Raw genomic sequence first — 23,505 nt, 5'->3', positions numbered from 1 at the left:
CTCGTTGTACCGCCGGGTGCCCCGACCCATCGGACCCCGCACGCGCAGCACCCGGCACGGAAAGGCCCCCACCCCGCCCCACCCCCGGAGGGACCCCGCATGACAGCGCCGCCCGGCCCACCGCCCCCGCTCGCCGGCGGCCGCGACGGCGCCGACGCCCTGCAGCCCCTCCTCGACACCGTCCTCGAAGCGCTGCGCACCGGAGCCCGGGAGCGCGGCGGGCCGCTCCCGCCCGGCGGTCCCGACGCCCTCGCGGCCCGCGTCCAGGCCGCACTGGGAGACGTACTCCCCGAACACGGAACCGGAGACCACGAGGCGCTCCGGACCCTCGTGCACACCCTCGCCGCCGGCGCCGCAGACCCCGCCGACCCCCTCTGCGCAGCCCACCTGCACTGCCCGCCGCTCGCCGTCGCGGCCGCCGCCGACCTCGCCGCGAGCGCCCTCAACCCCTCCCTCGACTCCTGGGACCAGGCCCCCGCCGCCTCCGCGATCGAGGCCCTCCTCACCCGCACCCTCGCCGCCGAGTTCTACCCGGACGCCCCCCGCCCCGACGCCCTCGTCACCACCGGCGGCACCGAAGCCAACCAGCTCGCCCTCCTCCTCGCCCGCGAACGCCACGGCCCGCACCTGACCGTCCTGCACGGCGCCAACGCCCACCACTCCGTCCCCCGCGCCGCCTGGCTGCTCGGCCTCCCCCCGGCCCGCGCCCTGCCCACCCCCGCCGGCACCCTCGACCCCGCCCGCCTCGCCGAGGCCCTCGCCGCCACCCCCGGCCCCGTCCTCGTCACCGCCACCGCCGGCACCACCGACGCCGGACTCGTCGACCCCCTCCACCCCATCGCCGACGTCTGCGACCGCCACGGCGCCGACCTCCACATCGACGCCGCCTACGGCGGCCTCCTCGCCCTCAGCCCCCGCCACCGCGACAAGGTCGCCGGACTGGGCCGCGCCCGCTCCCTCACCATCGACCTGCACAAACTGGGCTGGCAGCCCGTGGCCGCCGGGCTCCTCGCCGTCCCCGACACCGCCGCGCTCACCCCCCTCGCCCACCAGGCCGACTACCTCAACGCCACCGACGACACCGAAGCCGGCCTGCCCGACCTCCTCGGCCGTTCGCTGCGCACCACCCGCCGCCCCGACGCCCTGAAGACCGCCACCACCCTGCGCTCACTGGGCCGCGACGGACTCGCCCGGCTCATCGACCGCACCTGCGCCCTCGCCCACCACCTCGCCGAACTCCTCGACGCCCACCCCGGCTTCGAACTCCACGCCCGGCCCACCCTCACCACGGTGCTCTTCCGGCCCACCCACGCCGATGACGACCAGGTCGCCACCCTGCGCCGCACCCTCCTGCACGACGGCCGCGCCGTCCTCGGCCGCACCCGCGCCGACGGCCGCCTGTGGCTCAAGGCCACCCTGCTCAACCCCCACACCACGGCGGGGGACCTGGACACCCTCATCGCCCTCCTGGAAGGCAGCACCCACCGATGACCGCCCAGCTCGATGCGCCCCACGACCTCGTCGGAATCGGCATCGGCCCCTTCAACCTGTCCCTCGCGGCCCTCGCCCACGGCCTGCCGCAGCAAGGGACGGGCGAACTCGCCACCGCCTTCTACGACCAGCGCCGCGACTTCCGCTGGCACCCCGGACTGCTCATCGACGGAGCCACCCTCCAGGTCCCTTTCCTCGCCGACCTCGTCACCCTCGCCGACCCGGCCAGCCCCTGGAGCTTCCTCAACTACCTCAGGCACAAGGAACGGCTCTTCCCCTTCTACTTCGCCGAGCAGTTCCACATCCAGCGCGCGGAATACGACGCCTACTGCCGCTGGGTCGCCGGCCGCCTCCCCGGACTCCACTTCGGCCACCAGGTCGACGCCGTCCGCTGGAACCCCGAACGCGACCTCTTCGAAGTCGACTACACCCGGCTCGACCCCGCCGGCGAGGCCGAAGCCCTCGGCCGCACCTACACCCGCAACCTCGCCCTCGGCGTGGGCACCGCCCCCCACATCCCCGAACCGTTGCGCCCCCTCGCCGAAGCCCCCACCGTCCCGGTCGTCCACTCCGCCGACTACCTGGACAACCGCCAGCGCATCCTCGGCGCCGAGCACGTCACCGTCATCGGCTCGGGCCAGTCCGGCGCCGAAATCTTCCTTGACCTGCTCCGCGCCCGCCCCGCCGGCCGGGAACGCCTCAGCTGGCTGGCCCGTACCCCCTCATTCGCCCCCATGGAGTACTCCAAGCTCGGCCTGGAACACTTCACCCCCGACTACACCCGCTACTTCCACTCCCTGCCCGAACCGGTCCGCGACCGCCTCGTCCCCGCCCAGTGGCAGCTCCACAAGGGCATCGACGCCGACACCATCGCCGCCATCCACGAAGAGCTCTACCGCCGCACCCTCGACGGCGGCTGGCCCGACGCCGTCCTCACCCCCGGGGTCAGCGTCCGCACCGCGGGACGCGTCGCCACCACCAAGGTCGAACTCCACCTCGAACACGTGGAGCAGGGCACCCGCTCCCGCCTCACCACCGACGCCGTCGTCCTCGCCACCGGCTACCGCGAGCGACCGCTCACCCGCCTCCTGGCCGGCCTCGACCCCTACCTGCGCAAGGACGCCTCCGGCCGCCCCCGCGTCGACGACCGCTACCGGATGATCACCGACCCGGCCGTCACCGGCAGCGTCTACGTCCAGAACGGCGAACGCCACACCCACGGCGTCGGCGCCCCCGACCTCGGCCTCGCCGCCTGGCGCAGCGCCGCCATCCTCAACACCCTCACGGGCAAGCAGCCCTACCCGCAGCCGGTACGGACCGCCTTCACCACCTTCGGCCTCGACCAGCGGGAGCACAGCCGCCCACGGCCCGTCGGCGAACTGCTCCCGCTGGTCGAACACCCCTGAGGCTGCTAGAAGACCGGCACGCCCCCGCGCGTCAACCGCCAGTCCACCGTGGCGAACTGCGCCGGGTCCACCGTCCCCTTCGCCTTCACCCACTGGATGATCGTGTTACGGATCTCGTCCGAGTTCGCCCACAACTGCCTGGCCTGCGGCACGTGCGGGAAGTTGCCGCCGCCCGAAGCCCGGTAGTTGTTCACCGCCAGCACGAACTGCGCCGCCGGATCCACCGGCTTCCCCTGGAACGACAGCCCCGCGATCCGCGAACCGGCCGGCTGCGCGATGTCGATGTCGTACGACAGCCCGTACACCGCGTCGTAGTTGTAGTCCGGCGTGCCCTCGGAGTTGGTCAGCTTCGCCGGATCCACCACGTCGCCCGGCGCCGTCCGCACGTAGTACCGCGCCGAGTACTCCAGGTAGTCCTTCAGCTGCGCCCCCGTGAGCAGCCGCGCCTCCAGGCTGTTCTCGAAGGGGTACAGGCCCGCCGCGTCCCTGATCGTCACCTGCCCGGCCGGGATCGACGCCGTCCGCGAGAAGCACGAAGCCTGCGACAGCACCGGCAGCGCCGCCCACTCCGTGCCCGCCAGCGCCCCCTTGACCGTCTCCGCCTGGACGTGGCTGATCAGGTCGATGATCGCGACGTCCTTCACCGGCCCGTCCGCCGAGGACATCGCCTGCGTCGACGTACCGATCACCTGGTTGACGTACGCCACGACCTTGCGGTGCTCGTCCGACAGCAGCCGGGTGATCTTCGGGTCCTCGGCGGCCGTGTTGGAGTTCAGCACCCGCGCCCCGACCTTCGCCACCGACCAGCAGCCCTTCGACCACGTCAGCTCGAAGTCGAACAGCGTCAGCCGCTGACCCCACTTCAGCGGCTCCGACAGCACGACGTCCTTGCCGGTCGCCTTGTTCTTCACCCGGTACTCGGGGATCTCCGTGTGCGCGTGCCCCACCAGGATCGCGTCGATCCCCGGCACCTGCTCCGCCACCAGGGCCGCCGCGTTCTCGATGTACGGCAGCTGGTCCCCGTAGGAAGAGGTACCGCTCGAACCGGAGTGCGCGGACACGATCACCACATCGGCACCCATCGAACGCAGCTTCGGCACGTACTTCGCCGCCTGCTCCTCCAGACCCGGGAACGTCATCTTCCCCTGCACGTTCGCCTTGTCCCAGATCGCGATGCCCGGGTTCGTCAGCCCCAGCACCGCCACCTTCACGTCCCGCCCGTGCGGAGTCCGCAGCCGGTGCATGCTGTACGGCGCGAAGGCCGGCCGCAGCGTCTTCGCGTCCAGCGCGTTCGCCCCCAGCAGCGGGAAGTCGCACTGCTCCTCGAACTTGCGCAGCACCGGGATGCCGTAGTTGAACTCGTGGTTCCCCAGCGCCGCAGCGTCATAGCCGATCGCGTTCATCGCCTGCGCCATCGGATGCACCGGGCCACGGCGCGCCGTGATCGGGTCCACCTTCGCGTAGTAGTACGAGAGCTGCGTGCCCTGGATCGTGTCACCGGCGTCGATCAGCAGCGTGTTGCACCGCCCCTTCTCCGCCCGCACCTGGTCCACCAAGGTCGAGATCTTCGCCAGGCCGACGTCGTTGTGCGCCTTGTCGTCGAACTCCTTGTCGGTGAAGTAGTCCCAGTTGAAGACGTTCCCGTGCAGATCGGTCGTGCCCATCACCGTGAACGAGTACGTCCGCGGCCCCGGCTGCGCGGCAGCCGGGGCACCCGCAGCCCCCGTCAACGCCACGGCCGCACCCGTCGCGGCCGTCGTGCCCAGAAAAGTCCTGCGGTCGAACGCCATGCCATCTCCCCTTGTGAGACCCGAACAACGCGCGTAGACAGCGCGCGTAGATTCTGACCCAGCGGTAACGGCCGGCAACACCCCCGCCAGGTTTCGATCCGATGACCACACCCGTACCGGCCCGAGGGCGACCAGTGGGACAGTGAAACCATGACTCAGGACGCATCGCACCAGCCCTACGGAACCCCCGAAGTCCCCCGCGTCGCCGTCCGCGGCGAAGCCCGTATCGAAGTCGACCCCGAGATCGCCCGCATCGGCATCACCGTCAACGCCCGCGGCACCGACCGGCGCAGCGCCCTCGAAGACCTCACCCGCCGCAACAACGCCGTCCTCGACCTCGTCAAGAGCTACGGCGAACCCGTCGAGAAGCTGGAGACCGGCGCCTTCTCCATCACCCCCGAACTCACCCGCCACGGCCGCGGCGAACGCGTCCGCGCCTACCACGGCCGCGTCCACATCACCGCCGAGCTCAACGACTTCACCACCCTCGGCGAACTCACCACCCGGCTCGCCGACCTCGAACTCACCCAGGTCGACGGCCCCTGGTGGGCCCTGCGCCCCACCTCGCCCGCCCACGGCCAGGCGCGCCGCCAAGCCGTCCTCGAAGCCGTCCAGCGCGCCCGCGAGTACGCCGAAGCCCTCGGCGCCCGCCTCGCCGCCCTCGTCGAACTCGCCGACCTCGGCGCCGAGAACGCCGTCCCCTTCCAGGCCGCCGCACCCGGCGCCGGGATGCGCACCATGGCCTTCAGCGGCTCCGAAGACGCCGGCGCCCCGGCGCTCGACCTCGAACCGCAGCGCCAGACCGTCTACGCCCAGGTGAACGCCCGCTTCACCATGACACCGCCCGAGCTCTGATCCCAGCCGGACATCACCCCATGGGGGTGCTCATCAGAGCACCCCCATGCACATTCAACAATTGTCAACAAGCTTTTTCCCAAAGGTTGTTGAGCGGACACCCGGAACCAATTTCCTACTCTCTGGTAGCGCAATAGGCTCGCCCCATGCGCCGAGCGAAAATCGTATGTACCCTGGGCCCCGCCACCGACTCATACGACCAGATCAAAGCCCTGGTCGAAGCGGGAATGGACATCGCCCGCCTCAATCTCAGCCACGGCACCTACGCCGAACACGAAGAGCGCTACCAGCGCGTGCGCAAGGCCGCCGACGAAACCGGCCGCAGCGTCGGCATCCTCGCAGACCTTCAAGGCCCGAAGATCCGCCTGGGACGATTTCGCGAAGGCCCCGTACTCCTTGAACGCGGCGACGAGTTCACCATCACCGTCGAGGACCACGAGGGCGACCGCCACACCTGCGGCACCACCTACGACGGGCTCGCCGCCGACGTGACCACCGGCGAGCGCATCCTCGTGGACGACGGCCGCGTCACCCTCGAAGTCACCGCCGTCGACGGCCCGCGCGTCCGCACCACCGTCATCGAAGGCGGCATGGTCTCCGACCACAAGGGGCTCAACCTCCCCGGAGTCGCCGTCTCCGTCCCCGCCCTCTCCGCGAAGGACATCGAAGACCTCCGCTGGGCCCTGCGCACCGGCGCCGACGTCATCGCGCTCTCCTTCGTGCGCAGCGGCCGGGACATCGAGGACGTCCACCGCGTCATGGACGAGGAGGGCCGCCGCCTCCCCGTCATCGCCAAGATCGAAAAGCCGCAGGCCGTCGAGAACATCGACGACATCGTCGCCGCCTTCGACGGGATCATGGTCGCCCGCGGCGACCTCGGCGTCGAAATGCCCCTGGAACAGGTGCCGATCGTCCAGAAGCGCGCCGTCAAGCTGGCCAAGCGCAACGCCAAGCCCGTCATCGTCGCGACCCAGATGCTCGACTCGATGATCGAGAACTCCCGCCCCACCCGGGCCGAGGCATCCGACGTCGCCAACGCCGTCATCGACGGCACCGACGCCGTCATGCTCTCCGGTGAGACCAGCGTCGGGAAGTACCCGGTCGAAACGGTGCGCACCATGTCCCGCATCGTCGAAGCCGCCGAGGAGGACATCCTCGCCAAGGGGCTGCCGCCGCTGACCGACCGCAACAAGCCGCGCACCCAGGGCGGAGCCGTCGCCCGCGCCGCGGCCGAGATGGGCGACTTCCTCGACGCGAAGTTCCTCGTCGCCTTCACCCAGAGCGGCGACACCGTCCGCAGGCTCTCCCGCTACCGCTCGCCCATCCCGCTGCTCGCCTTCACGCCCGACCCGGCCACCCGCTCCCAGCTGAACCTCACCTGGGGCGTGGAGACCTTCCTCGGCCCGCACGTCGAATCCACCGACGCGATGGTCGCCCAGGTCGAGGAGGAACTGCTGCGGATCGGTCGCTGCGTCCCCGGCGACGTCGTCGTGATCACCGCCGGCTCGCCCCCCGGCGTCACCGGCTCCACGAACCTCGTCCGCATCCACCACATCGGCGACGCCGTCCGCTAGCCGGCCCCGCCGCACCGCGTCGGGCCGCACCGCCCGACGCGGACACCGGCCGCCCGCCCGACGACGCCTGCGGGTCCCCTCCCGTCCCCCGTACGCCTCACCCTCGGCCGACTCCAGGTCCCGGCGGCCTCCCCTAGTGCTTGGGCCCGATGTGGGCGTCCATGAGGGCGACGGAGTCCTTGCGCGCGACGGACACGTTGAGGGGGTCGCTCCCGCGCGCGAGGATCGTCCACCGGACGCCGACCTTGTCGAGGGTGTCCGTGCAGAGCCTGCGGATGTCGTCCGACCTGTTGGTGAAGAAGTACCGCGGGTACTCGTACCGTTTGCCGTTACGGACGGTCCAGTTGGTGATCCGGCAGCCGTCGGAGTGGATCAGTCCCCGGACGAACTCCCAGGGGTACGTGTCCACGATCTCCTGTTGCCATGGTTCGAGGGCGATGCGCCGCTCGTGCTTCCTGCCCGGCCCGTGCTGCGGGAACAGGCACGTCCAGTGGCGCCCGTAACTGGTCACGTTGACGCAGCCTTGGCGCTGAAGGACGTGCACCTTGTCGGACGGGCGGACCGCCAGGATCGCTGCGCGGCATTGTTCGATGAGGCCGGGCCAGGCGTCTGCGCAGGCGATACGGAGGTAGTGGCCGCCGTGCGGGTGTGAGCTTATGCAGCCGTCGCCGAGGTAGAGACCGAGGAGATAGGCGTAGGCGGCCCTGTCGGCCGGTCCCGTGCAGGGTGCGGTCTGATCGGGACGGCAGAGGGGTTCGACGCGGACGCGCCAGGCGCGGATCGCGGCGCGGGATATACCCGTTTCCCTGCTGACCGAGTTCATGCTGCGGCCGCTGCTCAGGAGTGCAAGGGCGCGCTTGCGGGTGTCCATGTCGTACATGCGCGCGACGTTGCCGCGCGCGTTCCGCCCACGTCGCGCATGTCGACTCTGCGCCGCTGAAAAGAGTGAAGGTCACGCATTTACGCGTGACCTTGGAAAGGAAGGAAAAGTGCCCCGGGTCGGACTCGAACCGACACTGAATGGGTTTTGAATCCATTGCCTGCTGCCAATTGGGCTACCGGGGCCCCGCGAATCCAAGGTTAACCCCGACCCGCTGCCTGACCACCTTACCGCAGCTGGGTAGGCTCGGGGGAGCAGTAACGCCCCGCATCAAGGAGCCCCCCGTGACCGCCGAGCACGAGTCGACGCCCACGCCCGACGCCGACCAGTCGCACGTTCCGCCGCTGACGACTCGCGTCGTCATCGCCGAGGACGAGGCGCTCATCCGCCTGGACCTGAAGGAGATGCTGGAGGAGGAAGGGTACTGCGTCGTCGGCGAGGCCGGGGACGGCCAGACGGCCGTCGAGCTGGCGCGCGAGCACCGTCCGGACCTCGTCATCCTCGACGTGAAGATGCCCGTCCTGGACGGGATCTCCGCCGCCGAGAAGATCGCGGAGGAGTCCATCGCCCCCGTGCTGATGCTCACCGCCTTCTCGCAGCGCGACCTCGTCGAGCGGGCCCGCGACGCCGGTGCCATGGCGTACCTCGTGAAGCCGTTCAGCAAGAGCGACGTCGTACCGGCCATCGAGATGGCCGTCTCCCGCTTCGCCGAACTGAAGGCGCTGGAGAAGGAGGTCGCCGACCTCTCGCTCCGCCTGGAGACCCGCAAGCTCGTGGACCGGGCCAAGAGCATCCTGCAGACCCAGTACGGGCTCACCGAGCCGGCCGCGTTCCGCTGGATCCAGAAGACCTCCATGGACCGCCGCATGTCCATGCAGCAGGTCGCCGAGGCGGTCATCGAGGACGCCGAGGAGAAGAAGAACGCCGCCAAGGGCTAGCTGCCCTGCCCTGCCCGGACTCGGGCAGGGCGCCGGCCGGGCTCGGCCGCCCGGCCGGCGGGCTCCCTACCGCGGGGCGATGGGCAGCCGGCGCTTGTGGTCGGTGAGGCGGTAGCGGCGGACGATGGTCGCAAAGGCCCGCTCGTCCACCGGCTTGCCCTCCAGGAAGTCGTCGATCTCGTCGTAGGTCACGCCGAGGGCGTCCTCGTCGGCCTTGCCCGGGTCGAGGGTCTCCAGGTCGGCCGTCGGGACCTTCCACACGAGCTCGGCGGGCGCCCCCAGCGCGTCCGCGACGGCGCGCACCCGGCGCTTGGTCAGGCCGGTCAGCGGGACCAGGTCCGCGGCGCCGTCGCCGAACTTGGTGAAGAAGCCGGAGACGGCCTCGGCGGCGTGGTCGGTGCCGACGACCAGGCCGTCGTGGGCGCCCGCGACCGCGTACTGGGCGATCATGCGCTGGCGGGCCTTGATGTTGCCGTGGGCGAAGTCCTGGTGGTGCGCGTCGCGGAAGGTGACGTCGGCGGCCAGCGCTGCGTCGAGCGCGGCGTCGCTCGCGGGCTTGATGTCCACGGTCAGGACGCGGTCGGCCCGGATGAAGGCGAGCGCGAGCTGCGCGTGGTGTTCGTCGGCCTGGACGCCGTACGGCAGCCGCATGGCGTAGAAGCGCGCCTCGTGGCCCGCGGCGCGGGCCCGCTCGACGGCGAGCTGGCAGAGCCGGCCCGCCGTGGTGGAGTCGACGCCTCCGCTGATGCCGAGGACGAGGGCGCGCAGCCCGGTGGTGGTCAGGCGTTCGGCGAGGAAGGCCACGCGGCGCTCGATCTCCTGCGCGGCGTCGAAGGTCTCGGCGACCTCCAGTTCCCGGGCGATCTCCTCCTGCTGGGCGATGGTCGCCGGCTCGCTCACGTCTGCTCCTCGTTCCCGTGGGTGTGGTGCTGTCGCGGCCACCTTACCGAGGTGGCGGGGGGTGGCCGGGGCGGGACCGGAGTGGGCGGCGACCTGTCCGGGGGGAGGGGCCGGCGGTGTCCGGACGTGCGTGAGGCCCGTCTCCCCCCGAGGGGAGACGGGCCTCACGGTCTGGCGGGCTCGGTCAGTCCTCGCCGAGGTAGGCCTTGCGGACGTCCTCGTTGTGGAGCAGCTCCTGGCCGGTGCCGGAGAGCACGATCTTGCCGATCTCCATGACGTGCGCGCGGTCGGCCAGCGACAGCGCCGCCTGCGCGTTCTGCTCGACCAGCAGGATGGTGGTCCCGGTGGCCTTGAGCTCGGAGATGGTCGCCATGATCTTCTGCATCATGAGCGGGGACAGGCCCATGGAGGGCTCGTCCAGCATGAGCAGCTTGGGCTGGCACATGAGCGCGCGGCCCATGGCGAGCATCTGCTGCTCGCCGCCCGAGAGGGTGCCGGCGGCCTGCTTGCGGCGCTCTCCCAGGATGGGGAAGAGGTCGTAGGCGCGCTGGATGTCCTTCTCGATGCCCTCCTTGTCGGTGCGCAGGAACGCGCCGAGCTGGAGGTTTTCGGTGATGGTCAGCCGGGGGAAGATGTGGCGGCCCTCGGGGGAGTGGGCCAGCTTCATGGCGACGATCTTGTGGGCGGGGACGTTGGCCAGCGGGTTGCCGTCGAAGGTGACGCTGCCGCCGCTGGGCTTGAGGAGCCCGGAGAGGGTGCGCAGCGTGGTCGTCTTGCCGGCGCCGTTGGTGCCGACGAGGCAGACGATCTCGCCCTCGTTGACTTCGAAGGAGATCCCCTTGACGGCTTCGATCTTGCCGTAGGCGACTTTGAGGTCTTCGACCTTGAGCAGTGCGGTCACTTGGCCTCTCCTTCCGTGCTGGTGGTGCTGGTGGTGCTGCCCGCTTCGGCTTCGGCCGCCGCGGGGGTTCCGGCGTCCGCGTCGGCGTCCGCTTCGGCGTCCGCGTGGGCGTCCGCTTCGGCGGCGACGACGTCCGTGTCCGCCTCGACGGGTGCGACGGTTCCGGCGGCGGCTTCCGCGGCCTCGACCTCCGCGACCTCGGCAGCGCCGGGGTCGCCCTCGAAGGGGGTGCCGAGGTAGGCGGCCACGACGCGTTCGTCGCCCTGGACGACGGAGGCGCTGCCCTCGACGAGCTTCTCGCCCTGGACGAGACAGGCGACGCGGTCGCAGAGGTTGAAGATGAAGCGCATGTCGTGCTCGATGACGAGGACGGCGATGCCCATGTCGCGGATGGCGAAGATGAGTTCTTCGGCCGCGCGGGTTTCCTGCGGGTTCATGCCGGCGGTGGGCTCGTCGAGGAGCAGGAGGCCGGGGTCGCTGGCGAGAGCGCGCGCGATCTCCAGCTTGCGCTGCTCGCCGTAGGGGAGGTTCCGCGCGAGGTGGTCGGCCTTGTGGGCCAGCCCGATGAACTCCAGGAGTTCCATGGCGCGTGCCTCGGAGGCGGCTTCGGCCTTCTTGAAGCCGGGGCCGCGCAGCAGGGCCGACCAGAGCCCTTCCTTGGTCCGGGTGTGGCGCCCGACGAGGACGTTCTCCTTCACCGTCATGTTGGAGAAGAGCCGGATGTTCTGGAAGGTACGGGCGATGCCCGCCTGGGTGACGAGGTGGGGCTTGGGCGGCAGGACGGTGCCCTTGTAGCTGACGGTGCCCTCGGTGGGGACGTACAGCCCGGTCAGGCAGTTGAAGAAGGTGGTCTTGCCGGCGCCGTTGGGGCCGATGAGGCCGACGATCTCGCCCGCGTTGACCTTGAGGTCCACCGAGCGGACGGCGGTGAGGCCGCCGAAGCGCATGGTGACGCCGCTGGCTTCGAGGACGGTCTCGCCGGTCGTGTTCGGGGTGGCGGTGGTGGTCGTGGTGTTCGTCGTCATGGCCGTTATGCCCCCGCCTTGGCGGTGGCCAGGTCCGCGGGGACCTGGTCAGCGGTGTCGTCGTGGTACTCGAGCTTCGCGCGCTTGTTGGCGATGAGGCCTTCGGGGCGGAAGCGCATGAGCAGGATGAGGGCGATGCCGAAGCCGAGCAGCTGGTAGTCCTGGAGGAAGGCCAGCTTGGCCGGGATCAGGACGANCAGGAAGAGCAGTGCGGCGCCGAGGATGGGGCCGCGGACGGTGCCCATGCCGCCGAGGATGACGGCGGCCAGGAGGAACGCGGAGTTCGGCGGGACGGGTCCGGCGAAGACGTAGTTCTCGGGGACGACCGTGGTGTTGACGTGGGCCTGGATGGTGCCGGCGAGGCCGGCGAGGGTGGCGCCGAGGGCGAAGGCGATGAGCTTGACCCGGAAGCCGTTGATGCCCATGGCGGTCGCGGCGGTCTCGTCCTCGCGGATGGCGACCCAGGCGCGGCCGATGCGGCTGTTGGTGGCGCGGGCGAAGATCAGGATGACGAGGGCCATCACCAGCAGCATCAGGAGGTAGTAGTTGGCGTAGGCGCCGAGCACCACTCCGAAGACGGTGTGGGATTCACCGAAGTTGTATCCGAAGACCTCCAGGTGGGGGATGTTCGGAATGCCGTTGGGACCGTTGGTGATCTTCGGCCCGGAGACGCCGTCCAGGTTGCCCATGGCGATGCGGAAGATCTCTCCGAAACCGAGGGTGACGATGGCGAGGTAGTCGCCGCGCAGGCGCAGGGTCGGGGCTCCGATGACCACGCCGAAGACCAGCGAGGCCAGGGCGCCGACGAGGACCGCGAGCAGGAAGGGGATGTGGATGTCGAAGGCGGAGGATGCCGCTCCGGAGACCAGGGCCGCGGTGTACGCGCCGACGCCGAGGAAGGCGACGTAGCCGAGGTCGAGGAGGCCGGCGAGGCCGACGACGACGTTGAGGCCGAGGGCGACGGTCGCGAAGATCAGGATGTTGACCGCGATCAGGGTGTACGTGTCGCCGCTCTGCTGGATGAACGGGAAGCCGACGGCCGCGGCCATGGTGGCGATCAGCGTCACCTGGCGGTTGTTCGCGGTGATCGCCTGGAGGCGGTCGATGAGCCCGGACTTGAGCAGGGCGACGGCCGCGAACAGCACGACGATGAGGTAGGCGACGAAGAGCTGCGGCTCCTTGTCGTCGGTGTCGATGCCGTAGGTGACCACGAAGAGGCCGACCGCGAAGACGCCGGCGATGACCAGGATCTGCGCCCAGGAGGGCAGCTGCCTGGCGGGGGCCGCCTTGCGGGTGTCGTCGGGGAGCTTGTACGCGGCCAGGGCCGGGACGAGCGAGCCGACGAGCGCGACGTAGGCGCCGGGTTCCAGGTTGACGACGCCGCCGAGCACCCAGCAGATGGCGATGACGGTGAACCAGGTGGCGGCGAAGGTGCCGAGCGCGAGGAACCAGACGGCCTTGCGGGAGCCGGCGGGGGTGAGCCAGCCGAGGCCCTTGACGCCGAGCGCGGAGAGCGCGTGGACGAGGGTGAGGGCCGCCCCGATGAGGCTGATGAACTGCAGTCCGGCGGGGCTGGCGTAGTAGGTGAGGTCGCCGGGGAACTCCGCCGTCCAGGTCCACGCGAGGAACGCGCTGACGATGGTGAGGAGGCTGCCGCCGATGACCGCGTAGAGGAGCCCGGCGGGGGCGGGGCCCTGCTTCGCGGGGGCGGTCTGCGGGGTGGTGTTGGTGGTCATGGTTCTCACGCCCGATCCGCGACGCGCTCACCGAGCAGGCCTTGTGGCCGCACGAGGAGGACGACGATGAGGAGTACGAACGCCCAGACGTTGGACCAGGCTCCACCGCCGAGCTGCTGCATGCCGGGGATGTCTTCGATGTAGGCGATCGACAGGGCTTCGGCCAGGCCGAGTACCACGCCGCCGACCATGGCGCCGTAGATGTTGCCGATGCCGCCGAGGACGGCCGCGGTGAAGGCCTTGAGCCCGAGGATGAAGCCCATCTCGAAGTTGATCTGGCCCTTGTCGAGGCCGTAGGCGACGGCGGCGACGGCGGCGAACGCGGCACCGATGGCGAAGGCCATGACGATGATGCGGTCGGTGTTGATGCCCATCAGCTTCGCGGTGTCGGGGTCCTGCGCCGTGGCCTGCATGGCGCGGCCGCTGCGGCTCTTGGAGACGAAGACGCCGAGGGCGAGCATGCACAGCGGGGCGAGGATGAGGACGAAGGCGTCCGCACGCTGGATCGCGAGACTGTCGGTGAGCTTGAAGGCCTCGCCCTTGAACTCGGGGAAGCTGACTGCCTTCTTGGCGTCCGGGTAGAACTGCCAGACGAGCTGCTGGAGCGCGATCGAGAGGCCGATTGCGGTGATGAGCGGGGCGAGCCGGGGGGCGCTGCGCAGGGGACGGTAGGCGAAGCGTTCGGCTGCGGTGGCGACGGCGACGGAGGCGAGTGCGCCTCCGACGATCATGACGGGGATCGCGATCAGCAGGGAGGTGCCGGTCGGGAGGGCGGCGTAGGCGGTGAGCGCGCCGAAGCCGCCGATCATGAAGATCTCGCCGTGGGCGAAGTTGATGAGCTGGACGATGCCGTAGACCATGGTGTACCCGATGGCTATGAGGCCATAAAGGGCACCGAGGGCAAGGCCGTTGGCCAGCTGTTGCGGCAGTTCGTGCACCGCAGGGCCTCCGATGAGCGTGTCGGATAAGACTCCGCGCGAGGGCGCTGTTTGCGCCCTCGCGCGGCTGGTTCTTTGATGACGGGGCGGGTCGGTCGGACGGACCGGCCCGGTTCTACGGGATTACTGGTTGAACGTGTCGCTCTTGACGTCGACCCACTTGCCGCCCTCGACCTTGTAGACCGTGAGCTGCTTGTTGGTGGTGTCGCCGTACTCGTCGAAGGCGACCTTGCCGGTCACGCCTTCGAAGGAGACCTTGCCGAGCGCCTCGACGACCGCGGGGCGGGCGTCGGCGGGGAGCTTGCCGTTGTTGGCGGCGACGACGGCCTTGACGGCCTGGATCAGGGCCCAGCCGGCGTCGTAGGAGTAGCCACCGTAGGCGGCGTAGGGGTCCTTGTAACCGCCGGCCTTGTAGTCCTCGATGAACTTCTTGGCGGTGTCCAGCTTCTCGACCGGGTAGCCGATGGAGGTGGAGAGGTCGCCCTCGTTCTCCTCACCGGAGGCGGTGATGAAGGCCGGGTCCTGGATGCCGTCGCCACCCATGGTGGGGATCTTGGCGCCGGTCTTCTTGATCTGGTCGGCGAGCAGGCCGCCCTCGGGGTACTGGCCGCCGAAGTAGACGGAGTCGGCGCCGGAGGACTTGACCTTGTCGGCGGTGGAGGAGAAGTCGGTCTCCTTCACGGTGACGTGGTCGGTGCCCACGACCTCGCCGCCGAGCTTCTTGAACTCGTCGGAGAAGATCGCGGCCAGGCCGGCGCCGTAGGTCTGCTTGTCGTCGACGACGAAGACCTTCTTCTTGCCGGCGTCCTTGAAGAGGTACTGGGCGGCGAACTTGCCCTGGACCACGTCGGTGGCGGCGGTGCGGAAGTAGGTCTTGAAGGGGCGCTTGAACTCGCCCTTGCCCCAGTTGTCGCCCTGGCTGAGCGAGGGGTTGGTGTTGGCGGGCGAGACCTGGGCGAGGTTCGCCGAGGCGAAGACGCCCTGCATCTGCTGGGAGACGCCGGAGTTCAGCGGGCCGACGACGCCGACGACGTCCTTGTTGCCGACGAGCTTGGTGGCGTTGGCCTGACCGGAGGCGGGGACCGCCTGGTCGTCGAGGCCCTCGACCTTGAACTCGATGCCGGGGACTTCGTTGTTCTTGTTGGCCGTTTTGGCCGCGAGGTCCACGGAGTTCTTGATGCCCTGGCCGAGCGCGGAGAGCGAGCCGGTGAGCGGGGCGTCGACGCCGATGACGACGACGGTCTTCTTGCCGCTGCCGTCTTCCTTGGTTCCTCCGTCGCGCGATCCGCAAGCGGTGAGGGTCAGTGCTCCCGTGGTGATCACGGTGGTGAGGACGAGCAAAGAACGGTGTCGCACGATTCTTCCTTTCCCTGGCGCGGCCCTCTGAGGTCGAGGTGCCGTGAGGTCGCCGGGCCGCACTGGGAGGTCCACGGCCGTGCTGGGTCGCGCCTTGCGGCGCGGTGACTGGCCGTGACTCTAGGCCCGAGGTGGCGAGTGCGGGGAGCAGGGAAAGGAGGATGTGACTCTCTTGTTATGCCAAGGCCAAGAATGTGCGGTGGGAGTGTGGACAGATCGGGCGTTTAGCGACGCCGGAGAATGTCCGCATCGTGAGAATTACCTGTTCCCCTAAGGGGCTTGAGGCCCTCATGCACCTGTCTTAGATCAAATTGAGCCGAATGTCGCTGCGTGTGTCCGAAAGAATCCGCCGGGTGGCCATTCCCTAGGGAATAGGGGGATTCCGTGGGGCATTTTCGTAACGCAGGGTGAAGGGCGGGCGGGGGGCCGCCCCGGCGCGGTGATCTTGCTTCCGGCGGGGGAGGGCCTGTCACCTGCGGTTCGGCCCCGCGGGGCGAGTGCCCGGAAGTCGGACAGCGCACCCGGGATTCCGGTGACCCCGGTCACGTTGAGGGCCGCCAGTTCTCCGAACTCCAGGTCGCACCGTCCTGTTCGGCGCAGCGCCGGGCGACGAGCCGCTCCATCAGCTCAAGTGCCTTGTCCCGGCCGGATGTTCGCTCCTCGGCGCGGCCCGCGGCGACCGCTTCCTCGTGGATGGCGTACTGGTCGTTGGAGAGGCCCTTCTGTTCCCAGTCCAGACCGGACCATTTGGTGCCCAGGAGGGTCTCCTTCGCCCAGTAGGACACCAGGCTCGTGCAGATTTGGGCGGGTGAGGAGGGGCCGGCGGAGGGGTCCGCGGAGGGGCCCGCGGAGCCTGCGGCGGGAGGCGGGGCGGAAGGAGAGCATCCGGTCAGGGCGAGCGCCGCGAGGAGGGCGCGGGCGGCGTACCGGACCGCTGGGCGTGGCTGGGTCCCCATGGGGGGAAGGTAGGCGGTCACCAACGGTGACACAACAGCCCGCGGCGCCGGGCACGCGGACTGGCGGATTCCGGGCGGGTCCGCGGGCGGGTCCGCCGGGCGGGTCCGCCGGGCGTTCCGCAGGTCCGGACCGCGGGGGCGGGGGCGGTCCGGGCCTGCGGGGCGGGTCAGGCTCCGGCCGGGGCCCCGGCGGCCGGGCCGGCGTCGCGCAGCAGGCACGTCAGGCGGGCCGTGCAGACGCGCCGGTCCTGCTCGTCGCTGATGACGACCTCGTAGGTGGCGGTGGAGCGGCCCCGGTGCACGGGGGTCGCGACACCGGTGACCAGTCCGGAGCGCACGCCCCGGTGGTGGGTGCAGTTGAGGTCCACGCCGACGGCGACCTTGGTGATGCCGCCGTGCATCATGGCGCCGACCGAGCCGAGCGTCTCGGCGAGCACGGCGGAGGCCCCGCCGTGCAGCAGGCCGTACGGCTGGGTGTTGCCCTCGACCGGCATGGTGGCCACGACCCGCTCGGCCGACGCCTCCAGGATGCGGATGTCCATCCGCTCCCCGAGGTGGCCCGCCGAGAAGAGCGAGGGCAGGTCGATGCCCAGAGCCGTGTACTCGTCCAGGACCTCCTGCGGGAACTTCACGTGGTGCTGCTCGCCCATGGGCCGGCTCCGTTCGTCAACGCTCGTTAACCATCTTGTCCTGGGGTCGTTCTATCAGGCCGGTTCGAAGCGGACGACGACGGACTTGCTCGCCGGGGTATTGCTGGTGTCGGCGGTGGCATCGAGCGGGACCAGCACATTGGTCTCCGGGTAGTACGCGGCCGCGCAGCCGCGCGCGGTCGGGTAGTGCACGACGCGGAAGCCGGGCGCACGCCGTTCTACGCCGTCCTTCCACTCGCTCACCAGGTCGGCGTAGGAGCCGTCGGCCAGACCCAGCTCGGCGGCGTCCTGCGGGTGGACCATGACGACGCGGCGGCCTGCGGTGATCCCGCGGTAGCGGTCGTCCAGCCCGTAGATGGTGGTGTTGTACTGGTCGTGGCTGCGCAGGGTCTGCAGCAGCAGCCGACCCGCCGGGACCCGGGGGTACTCCACCGGCGCGGCGGTGAAGTTCGCCTTGCCGGTGGCGGTGGGGAAGCGGCGCTCGTCGCGCGGGGCGTGCGGGAGCCGGAAGCCTCCGGGCCGGGCCGCGCGGGCGTTGAAGTCCTCGAAGCCGGGGACGACGCGGGCGATCCGGTCGCGGATGGCGGCGTAGTCCCCTTCGAACTCCTCCCACGGCGTCCGCGAGCCCTCGCCGAGGACGGCGCGGGCCATGCGGGCCACGATCGCCGGCTCGGAGAGCAGGTGCGGGGAGGCGGGGGCGAGGTTGCCGCGGGAGGCGTGGACCATGCCCATGGAGTCCTCGACGGTGACGAACTGCCTGCCCGAGCTCTGGACGTCCTTGTCGGTCCGGCCGAGGGTGGGCAGGATCAGGGCGCGCCGGCCGGTGACCGCGTGGGAGCGGTTGAGCTTGGTGGAGACGTGCACGGTCAGCGAGGCGCGGCGGATCGCGGCCTCGGTGACCTCGGTGTCGGGGGTGGCGCCGACGAAGTTGCCGCCCATGGCGAAGAAGACCTTGGCCTCGCCGTCGCGCAGGGCCTGGATGGAGCGGACGACGTCGAAGCCGTGCGCCCGCGGCGAGCTGATGCCGAACTCCAGGTCGAGGGCGTCGAGGAAGGCGGGCGCGGGGCGCTCGAAGATCCCCATGGTGCGGTCGCCCTGCACGTTGGAGTGCCCGCGGACCGGGCAGACGCCGGCGCCGGGGCGGCCGATGTCGCCGCGCAGCAGGAGGAGGTTGACGACCTCGCGGATGGTGGCCACGGCGTGCTTGTGCTGGGTGAGGCCCATGGCCCAGCAGACGATGGTGCGCCGGGAGGCCAGGACCATGGCGAGGGCGGCCTCGATCTCGGGCCGGGTCAGGCCGGTGGCGGCGAGGGTCTCGTCCCAGTCGGCTTCCCCGGCGGCGGCCGCGAACTCCTCGTACCCGTGGGTGTGTTCGCGGATGAACGCCTCGTCGGTGGCCCCGCCCGCCTCGATGACCAGCTTGTTCAGGAGGCGGAAGAGGGCCTGGTCGCCGCCGATGCGGATCTGGAGGAAGAGGTCGTTCAGGGCGGTGCCCTTGAGCATGCCGAGGGGGGTCTGCGGGTTCTTGAACCGCTCCATCCCGGCCTCGGGCAGCGGATTCACCGAGATGATCTTCGCGCCGGCGGACTTGGCCCGCTCCAGGGCGGAGAGCATGCGCGGGTGGTTGGTGCCCGGGTTCTGCCCGGCGACGATGATCAGCTCCGCCTGGTGGAGGTCTTCGAGGGAGACGCTGCCCTTGCCGATGCCGATGGTCTCGTTCAGCGCGGAGCCCGAGGACTCGTGGCACATGTTGGAGCAGTCCGGCAGGTTGTTAGTGCCGAATTCGCGGGCGAAGAGCTGGAGGAGGAAGGCGGCCTCGTTGCTGGTGCGGCCCGAGGTGTAGAAGACGGCCTCGTCGGGGGAGCCGAGCGCGGTCAGTTCCTCGGCGATGATCGCGAAGGCCCGCTCCCAGCTGACCGGCTCGTAGCGGTCTGCGCCCTCGGGGAGGTACACCGGCTCGGTGATGCGGCCCTGCTGGCCGAGCCAGTAGCCCGAGCGCTCCGCGAGGTCGGCGAGGGGGTGCTCGGCGAAGAACGCCGGGGTGACCCGGCGCAGCGTGGCCTCCTCCGCGACGGCCTTGGCGCCGTTCTCGCAGAACTCCGCGGTGTGCCGCTGGTCGCCCTCGGGCCATGCGCAGCCGGGGCAGTCGAAGCCGTTCTTCTGGTTGACCTTGAGGAGCGTGCGGGCGGTACGGGCCAGGCCCATCTGCTGCTGCGCGATCCTCAGGGTGTGCCCGATCGCGGGCAGCCCGGCCGCCGCCCGCTTCGGAGGCGCGACCTGCGGCGCGTCCTGTACCGGATCACCTGCGGGCGGCTTGGCGGCCATGTCGCTCCCCTTCGAGCAGTCTTCGCGTACACATCGCGTGCGCGTCCGATCCTGTCACGCTCCCCCCACGACGCCGACGCCGGAATTGTCGGCGGGGGCGCCTAGGATCGGGGACGTGGCAGATTCAGCATCGAAGAAGACCGACCAGACGACCGCAGCGGACCGCCCCCGCCTGATGCTCATGGACGGGCACTCCCTGGCGTACCGGGCGTTCTTCGCGCTGCCCGCGGAGAACTTCACGACCGCGACCGGCCAGCCGACCAATGCCATCTACGGCTTCGCGTCGATGCTGGCGAACACGCTGCGCGACGAGGCGCCCACGCACTTCGCGGTGGCGTTCGACGTCTCGCGCAAGACGTGGCGTTCGACGGAGTTCCCCGAGTACAAGGCGAACCGCTCCAAGACCCCCGACGAGTTCAAGGGGCAGGTCGAGCTGATCGGCGAGCTGCTCGACGCGATGCAGGTGCCGCGCTTCGCGGTCGACGGCTTCGAGGCCGACGACGTGATCGCGACGCTGGCGACGCAGGCGGAGGCCGCCGGCTTCGACGTGCTGATCGTCACCGGCGACCGCGACTCCTTCCAGCTCGTCTCCGAGCACACCACCGTGCTCTACCCGACCAAGGGCGTCTCGGAGCTGACGCGGTTCACGCCGCAGAAGGTCGAGGAGAAGTACGGCCTCACCCCCCGGCAGTACCCGGACTTCGCGGCGCTGCGCGGCGACCCGTCCGACAACCTGCCCGGCATCCCGGGCGTCGGTGAGAAGACCGCCGCCAAGTGGATCATGCAGTTCGGGTCGTTCGCCGAGCTCGTGGAGCGCGCCGAAGAGGTCAAGGGCAAGGCCGGGCAGAACTTCCGGGACCACCTGGAGGCCGTCAAGCTCAACCGCGTCCTGACCGAGATGGTCAAGGACGTGGAGCTGCCCAAGACCCCGGCCGACCTGGTCCGCGCCCCGTACGACCGCTCCGCGGTGACCGGCGTGCTGGACGTACTGGAGATCCGCAACGCCTCGCTGCGCGAGCGGCTGCTGGCGGTGGACCCGGGCGCGGCCGAGCAGGAGGCCGCCCCGGCCCCGGCCGCCGGGGTGGAGCTGGACGGCTCCGTGCTGGGCGCCGGGGAGCTCGCTCCGTGGCTGGAGGCCCGCGCGGGCGCCCCGCTCGGCGTCTCCACCGTCGACAGCTGGGCGCTGGGCCAGGGCAATGTCAGCGAGATCGCGCTGGCCGCTGCGGACGGCCCGGCCGCCTGGTTCGACCCGTCCGACCTGGACGAGGCCGACGAGCAGGCGTTCGCGGCCTGGGCCGCCGACCCGGCCCGTCCCAAGGTGGTGCACAACGCCAAGGGCCTGATGCGGGTCTTCCCCGAGCACGGCTGGGCCCTGGCGGGCGTCACCATGGACACCGCCCTCGCCGCCTACCTGGTCAAGCCCGGCCGCCGGTCCTTCGCGCTGGACGTGCTGTCGAACGAGTACCTGCACCGGGAGCTGGCCCCGGCCGCGGCCGACGGACAGCTCGCCTTCGGCGCCGACGAGACGGCGGAGGCGGAAGCCCTGATGGCGCAGGCCCGCGCCGTCCTCGACCTGGGCGAGGCCTTCACCGGCAAGCTCGCCGAGGTCGGCGCCGTGGAGCTGCTCCACGACATGGAGCTGCCGACCTCCGAGCTGCTCGCCCGGATGGAGCGCGCCGGCATCGCCGCCGACCGCGACCACCTGGAAGGCATGGAGCAGCAGTTCGCCGGAGCGGTGCAGCAGGCGGTGAAGGAGGCGCACGCGGCCGTCGGCCACGAGTTCAACCTCGGCTCGCCCAAGCAGCTCCAGGAGGTCTTCTTCGGCGAGCTCGACCTGCCCAAGACGAAGAAGACCAAGACCGGCTACACCACGGACGCCGACGCGCTGGCCTGGCTGGCCAAGCAGACCGACCACGAACTCCCGGTGATCATGCTGCGCCACCGGGAGCAGGCCAAGCTGCGCGTCACCGTCGAGGGCCTCGTCAAGACCATCGGCGCCGACGGCCGGGTGCACACCAGCTTCAGCCAGACCGTCGCCGCGACCGGACGGCTGTCCTCCACCGACCCCAACCTGCAGAACGTGCCGGTGCGCACCGACGAGGGCCGCGCCATCCGCCGCGGCTTCGTCGTCGGCGAGGGCTTCGAGTCCCTCATGACCGCCGACTACAGCCAGATCGAGCTGCGCGTCATGGCCCACCTCTCCGAGGACGAGGGCCTGATCGAAGCCTTCGCGACCGGCGAGGACCTGCACACCACCGTCGCCTCCCAGGTGTTCGGGGTGGAGCGGTCCGCGGTCGATGCCGAGATGCGCCGCAAGATCAAGGCCATGTCGTACGGCCTCGCCTACGGGCTCTCCGCCTTCGGCCTCGCCCAGCAGCTGAACATCGAGCCCGCCGAGGCGCGCGGCCTGATGGAGACCTTCTTCGAGCGGTTCGGCGGGGTCCGCGAATACCTGCAGCGCGTCGTCGACGAGGCCCGGGCCACCGGCTACACGGCGACGGTCTTCGGCCGCCGCCGGTACCTGCCCGACCTCAACAGCGACAACCGCCAGCGCCGCGAGGCCGCCGAGCGGATGGCGCTCAACGCCCCGATCCAGGGCACCGCGGCCGACATCGTCAAGGTCGCGATGCTGCGCGTGGACAAGGCGATCGCCGAAGCCGGGCTGAAGTCGCGGATGCTGCTCCAGGTCCACGACGAAATCGTGCTGGAGATCGCCCCCGGCGAGCGCAACGAGGTCGAGGAGCTGGTCCGGCGCGAGATGGGCGCCGCCGTCGACCTGCGGGCGGCGCTGGACGTGTCCGTGGGCGTCGGCTCCGACTGGGAATCCGCCGCGCACTGACCGCCGTGAGCGGTGTACGCCCGCGCCGCGCCCGTCCTCTCCCTATGGGGTGGGGGCGGGCGTCCGCGTGTGGTCGTCGTCCTCGCGGTCGCGGCCCCGGACGTGGCCGGGGGTGCGGCGCCCGTCGGGGGCGCGGTCGCCGCGGTGCCGGAGCCGTACCAGGACCCCGAACAGCAGCAGGGCCACGGCGAGGCCGCCGCCCGCCCCGAAGCAGACGGTCGGAATGATGTCGAGCGGGGTGCGGATCCGGTCGAAGAAGGTGAAGTAGCGGATCACGCGCAGGGTGACCCCGGCCGCCACGCACACCACGACCAGCGCGAGAGCGCCCCAGACCTCCCCCCGGCCGAGCACCGGCACCGATGCGGGGACCGCAGAGGGCGCAAGCCGGCGCAGCGCGGTCGCGGTGAACCAGAGCAGTGCGCACGCCGCGCAGGCCGAAGTGCCGTACTGCAGGTACGAGTAGAGGGGCAGGCCGAAGGCGAGCGGCTCGCCGAGCCGGGGCAGGGCGTTCGTGCCCCAGCGGTCCGGGTGCGTGAAGCTGTCCCAGACGACGTGCGTGAGGGAGCCGGCCACCGCCGACAGGTAGAACCACAGGGCCCACGAAGGGAGTCGGCGGTCGCGCCGGCGCTCGCCGCGCACGAACGCGTGGACCGGACCGCGCAGGCCGCGCGGCAGGAGCGCGACCAGCGGCTCGCGCAGCAGCAGCCAGCACCCCACCAGGGCGGCGGTGAGCGCGGCGTCCGCGGTGAACACGCCCGGCAGCGAATGCGTGAAGGCGCCGTAGCCCATGACCCCTTGGACGACCGCGTCGGCGAAGTAGAAGGTGTCCGGTGCGAACGAACCGAAGACCAGTGCCGAGGCGACCAGCGGACCCCGCGCCCGCCCGGTCCGGTGGACGGCCGGAAGCACGGCGGCCGCGTGGCTGAGGGTGAACGGCATGGCGAC

The 23,505-nt window shown here is 70.7% G+C and carries 18 protein-coding genes, 1 tRNA gene and 1 pseudogene; 6 read left to right on the top strand and 14 right to left on the bottom strand.

The features are described from left to right. The first annotated feature begins 99 nt into the window (after positions 1-99). On the top strand, positions 100-1,491 hold the full coding sequence (locus AMK16_RS13485; RefSeq protein WP_073914191.1) for a pyridoxal phosphate-dependent decarboxylase family protein: 1,392 nt from the start codon (positions 100-102) through the stop codon (positions 1,489-1,491). Beyond that, positions 1,488-2,897 (top strand): lysine N(6)-hydroxylase/L-ornithine N(5)-oxygenase family protein, encoded by a 1,410-nt coding sequence (locus tag AMK16_RS13480; RefSeq protein WP_073914189.1) that lies wholly within the window; start codon positions 1,488-1,490, stop codon positions 2,895-2,897. The genes AMK16_RS13485 and AMK16_RS13480 overlap by 4 nt, the downstream gene beginning before the upstream one ends. 5 nt (positions 2,898-2,902) lie before the next feature. Here the strand turns inward: AMK16_RS13480 and AMK16_RS13475 are convergent, their stop codons facing one another. After that, positions 2,903-4,687 (bottom strand): bifunctional metallophosphatase/5'-nucleotidase, encoded by a 1,785-nt coding sequence (locus AMK16_RS13475; protein ID WP_073914186.1) that lies wholly within the window; start codon positions 4,685-4,687, stop codon positions 2,903-2,905. Between the two features lie 150 nt (positions 4,688-4,837). Here AMK16_RS13475 and AMK16_RS13470 point away from each other — a divergent pair, with 150 nt between their 5' ends. Both AMK16_RS13470 and pyk read left to right on the top strand, forming a co-directional pair. Then, a complete protein-coding gene (locus AMK16_RS13470) occupies positions 4,838-5,542 on the top strand; it encodes an SIMPL domain-containing protein (RefSeq protein WP_073914185.1) in 705 nt (234 codons plus the stop codon). 146 nt (positions 5,543-5,688) lie between these two features. Continuing rightward, positions 5,689-7,116: a pyruvate kinase gene (pyk, locus tag AMK16_RS13465; protein ID WP_073914182.1), complete on the top strand. Its 1,428-nt coding sequence runs from the start codon at positions 5,689-5,691 to the stop codon at positions 7,114-7,116. Positions 7,117-7,249: 133 nt separating this feature from the next. On the opposite strand, the gene AMK16_RS13460 is transcribed toward pyk, so the two are convergent. After that, positions 7,250-7,996 carry a transcriptional regulator gene (locus AMK16_RS13460; protein ID WP_073914180.1) on the bottom strand — a complete coding sequence of 249 codons (747 nt, stop codon included), beginning with the start codon at positions 7,994-7,996 and terminating at the stop codon, positions 7,250-7,252. Positions 7,997-8,106: 110 nt separating this feature from the next. After that, positions 8,107-8,181, bottom strand: a tRNA-Leu gene (locus tag AMK16_RS13455). A 99-nt stretch (positions 8,182-8,280) separates the two neighbouring features. On the opposite strand from AMK16_RS13455, the gene AMK16_RS13450 reads away from it, so the two are divergent. Further along, on the top strand, positions 8,281-8,934 hold the full coding sequence (locus AMK16_RS13450) for an ANTAR domain-containing response regulator (protein WP_073914176.1): 654 nt from the start codon (positions 8,281-8,283) through the stop codon (positions 8,932-8,934). A 66-nt stretch (positions 8,935-9,000) separates the two neighbouring features. On the opposite strand, the gene nadE is transcribed toward AMK16_RS13450, so the two are convergent. The 10 genes and pseudogenes from nadE to AMK16_RS13405 all read right to left on the bottom strand — a co-directional run bounded on the left by nadE (position 9,001) and on the right by AMK16_RS13405 (position 19,721). Next, positions 9,001-9,834, bottom strand: a complete 834-nt coding sequence (gene nadE, locus AMK16_RS13445) for an ammonia-dependent NAD(+) synthetase (protein WP_073914173.1) — start codon at positions 9,832-9,834, stop codon at positions 9,001-9,003. A 184-nt stretch (positions 9,835-10,018) separates the two neighbouring features. Then, complete coding sequence (locus AMK16_RS13440; protein ID WP_073914170.1) at positions 10,019-10,735, bottom strand: ABC transporter ATP-binding protein; 717 nt, start codon at positions 10,733-10,735, stop codon at positions 10,019-10,021. Then, complete coding sequence (locus AMK16_RS13435; protein ID WP_073914168.1) at positions 10,732-11,760, bottom strand: ABC transporter ATP-binding protein; 1,029 nt, start codon at positions 11,758-11,760, stop codon at positions 10,732-10,734. The genes AMK16_RS13440 and AMK16_RS13435 overlap by 4 nt, the downstream gene beginning before the upstream one ends. Positions 11,761-11,765: 5 nt before the next feature. Then, positions 11,766-11,956 (bottom strand): annotated as a pseudogene (locus tag AMK16_RS37175) (branched-chain amino acid ABC transporter permease); the annotation flags it as partial. Position 11,957: 1 nt separating this feature from the next. Beyond that, a partial coding sequence (locus tag AMK16_RS13430) for a branched-chain amino acid ABC transporter permease (RefSeq protein WP_242438757.1) occupies positions 11,958-13,496 on the bottom strand: 1,539 nt, incomplete at its 3' end. Between the two features lie 5 nt (positions 13,497-13,501). Beyond that, positions 13,502-14,434, bottom strand: a complete 933-nt coding sequence (locus AMK16_RS13425; RefSeq protein ID WP_073914163.1) for a branched-chain amino acid ABC transporter permease — start codon at positions 14,432-14,434, stop codon at positions 13,502-13,504. Positions 14,435-14,557: 123 nt separating this feature from the next. Next, positions 14,558-15,790, bottom strand: a complete 1,233-nt coding sequence (locus AMK16_RS13420; protein ID WP_073914160.1) for a branched-chain amino acid ABC transporter substrate-binding protein — start codon at positions 15,788-15,790, stop codon at positions 14,558-14,560. Between the two features lie 542 nt (positions 15,791-16,332). After that, positions 16,333-16,746: a hypothetical protein gene (locus AMK16_RS13415; protein ID WP_073914157.1), complete on the bottom strand. Its 414-nt coding sequence runs from the start codon at positions 16,744-16,746 to the stop codon at positions 16,333-16,335. A gap of 167 nt (positions 16,747-16,913) precedes the next feature. Next, on the bottom strand, positions 16,914-17,396 hold the full coding sequence (locus tag AMK16_RS13410; RefSeq protein ID WP_073914155.1) for a PaaI family thioesterase: 483 nt from the start codon (positions 17,394-17,396) through the stop codon (positions 16,914-16,916). 54 nt (positions 17,397-17,450) lie between these two features. Beyond that, complete coding sequence (locus AMK16_RS13405) at positions 17,451-19,721, bottom strand: FdhF/YdeP family oxidoreductase (RefSeq protein WP_073914152.1); 2,271 nt, start codon at positions 19,719-19,721, stop codon at positions 17,451-17,453. A 115-nt stretch (positions 19,722-19,836) separates the two neighbouring features. On the opposite strand from AMK16_RS13405, the gene polA reads away from it, so the two are divergent. Next, positions 19,837-22,560: a DNA polymerase I gene (polA, locus tag AMK16_RS13400; protein ID WP_073914150.1), complete on the top strand. Its 2,724-nt coding sequence runs from the start codon at positions 19,837-19,839 to the stop codon at positions 22,558-22,560. Positions 22,561-22,602: 42 nt separating this feature from the next. Here polA and AMK16_RS13395 read toward each other — a convergent pair whose 3' ends face one another. Then, a complete protein-coding gene (locus AMK16_RS13395; RefSeq protein ID WP_073914147.1) occupies positions 22,603-23,499 on the bottom strand; it encodes a DUF4184 family protein in 897 nt (298 codons plus the stop codon). Positions 23,500-23,505 lie beyond the last annotated feature (6 nt).

The organism is Streptomyces sp. CB00455, from assembly GCF_001905445.1.
GTDB lineage: Bacteria > Actinomycetota > Actinomycetes > Streptomycetales > Streptomycetaceae > Streptomyces.
This window is presented reverse-complemented; position numbering and strand designations above follow the sequence as displayed.

Coding starts and splice junctions, on each gene's coding strand:
- AMK16_RS13485 (WP_073914191.1), top strand. CDS start 100: ATGACAGCGCCGCCCGGCCCACCGCCCCCGCTCGCCGGCGGCCGCGAC.
- AMK16_RS13480 (WP_073914189.1), top strand. CDS start 1,488: ATGACCGCCCAGCTCGATGCGCCCCACGACCTCGTCGGAATCGGCATC.
- AMK16_RS13475 (WP_073914186.1), bottom strand. CDS start 4,687: ATGGCGTTCGACCGCAGGACTTTTCTGGGCACGACGGCCGCGACGGGT.
- AMK16_RS13470 (WP_073914185.1), top strand. CDS start 4,838: ATGACTCAGGACGCATCGCACCAGCCCTACGGAACCCCCGAAGTCCCC.
- pyk (WP_073914182.1), top strand. CDS start 5,689: ATGCGCCGAGCGAAAATCGTATGTACCCTGGGCCCCGCCACCGACTCA.
- AMK16_RS13460 (WP_073914180.1), bottom strand. CDS start 7,996: ATGTACGACATGGACACCCGCAAGCGCGCCCTTGCACTCCTGAGCAGC.
- AMK16_RS13435 (WP_073914168.1), bottom strand. CDS start 11,760: ATGACGACGAACACCACGACCACCACCGCCACCCCGAACACGACCGGC.
- AMK16_RS13415 (WP_073914157.1), bottom strand. CDS start 16,746: ATGGGGACCCAGCCACGCCCAGCGGTCCGGTACGCCGCCCGCGCCCTC.
- AMK16_RS13410 (WP_073914155.1), bottom strand. CDS start 17,396: ATGGGCGAGCAGCACCACGTGAAGTTCCCGCAGGAGGTCCTGGACGAG.
- AMK16_RS13405 (WP_073914152.1), bottom strand. CDS start 19,721: ATGGCCGCCAAGCCGCCCGCAGGTGATCCGGTACAGGACGCGCCGCAG.
- AMK16_RS13395 (WP_073914147.1), bottom strand. CDS start 23,499: ATGCCGTTCACCCTCAGCCACGCGGCCGCCGTGCTTCCGGCCGTCCAC.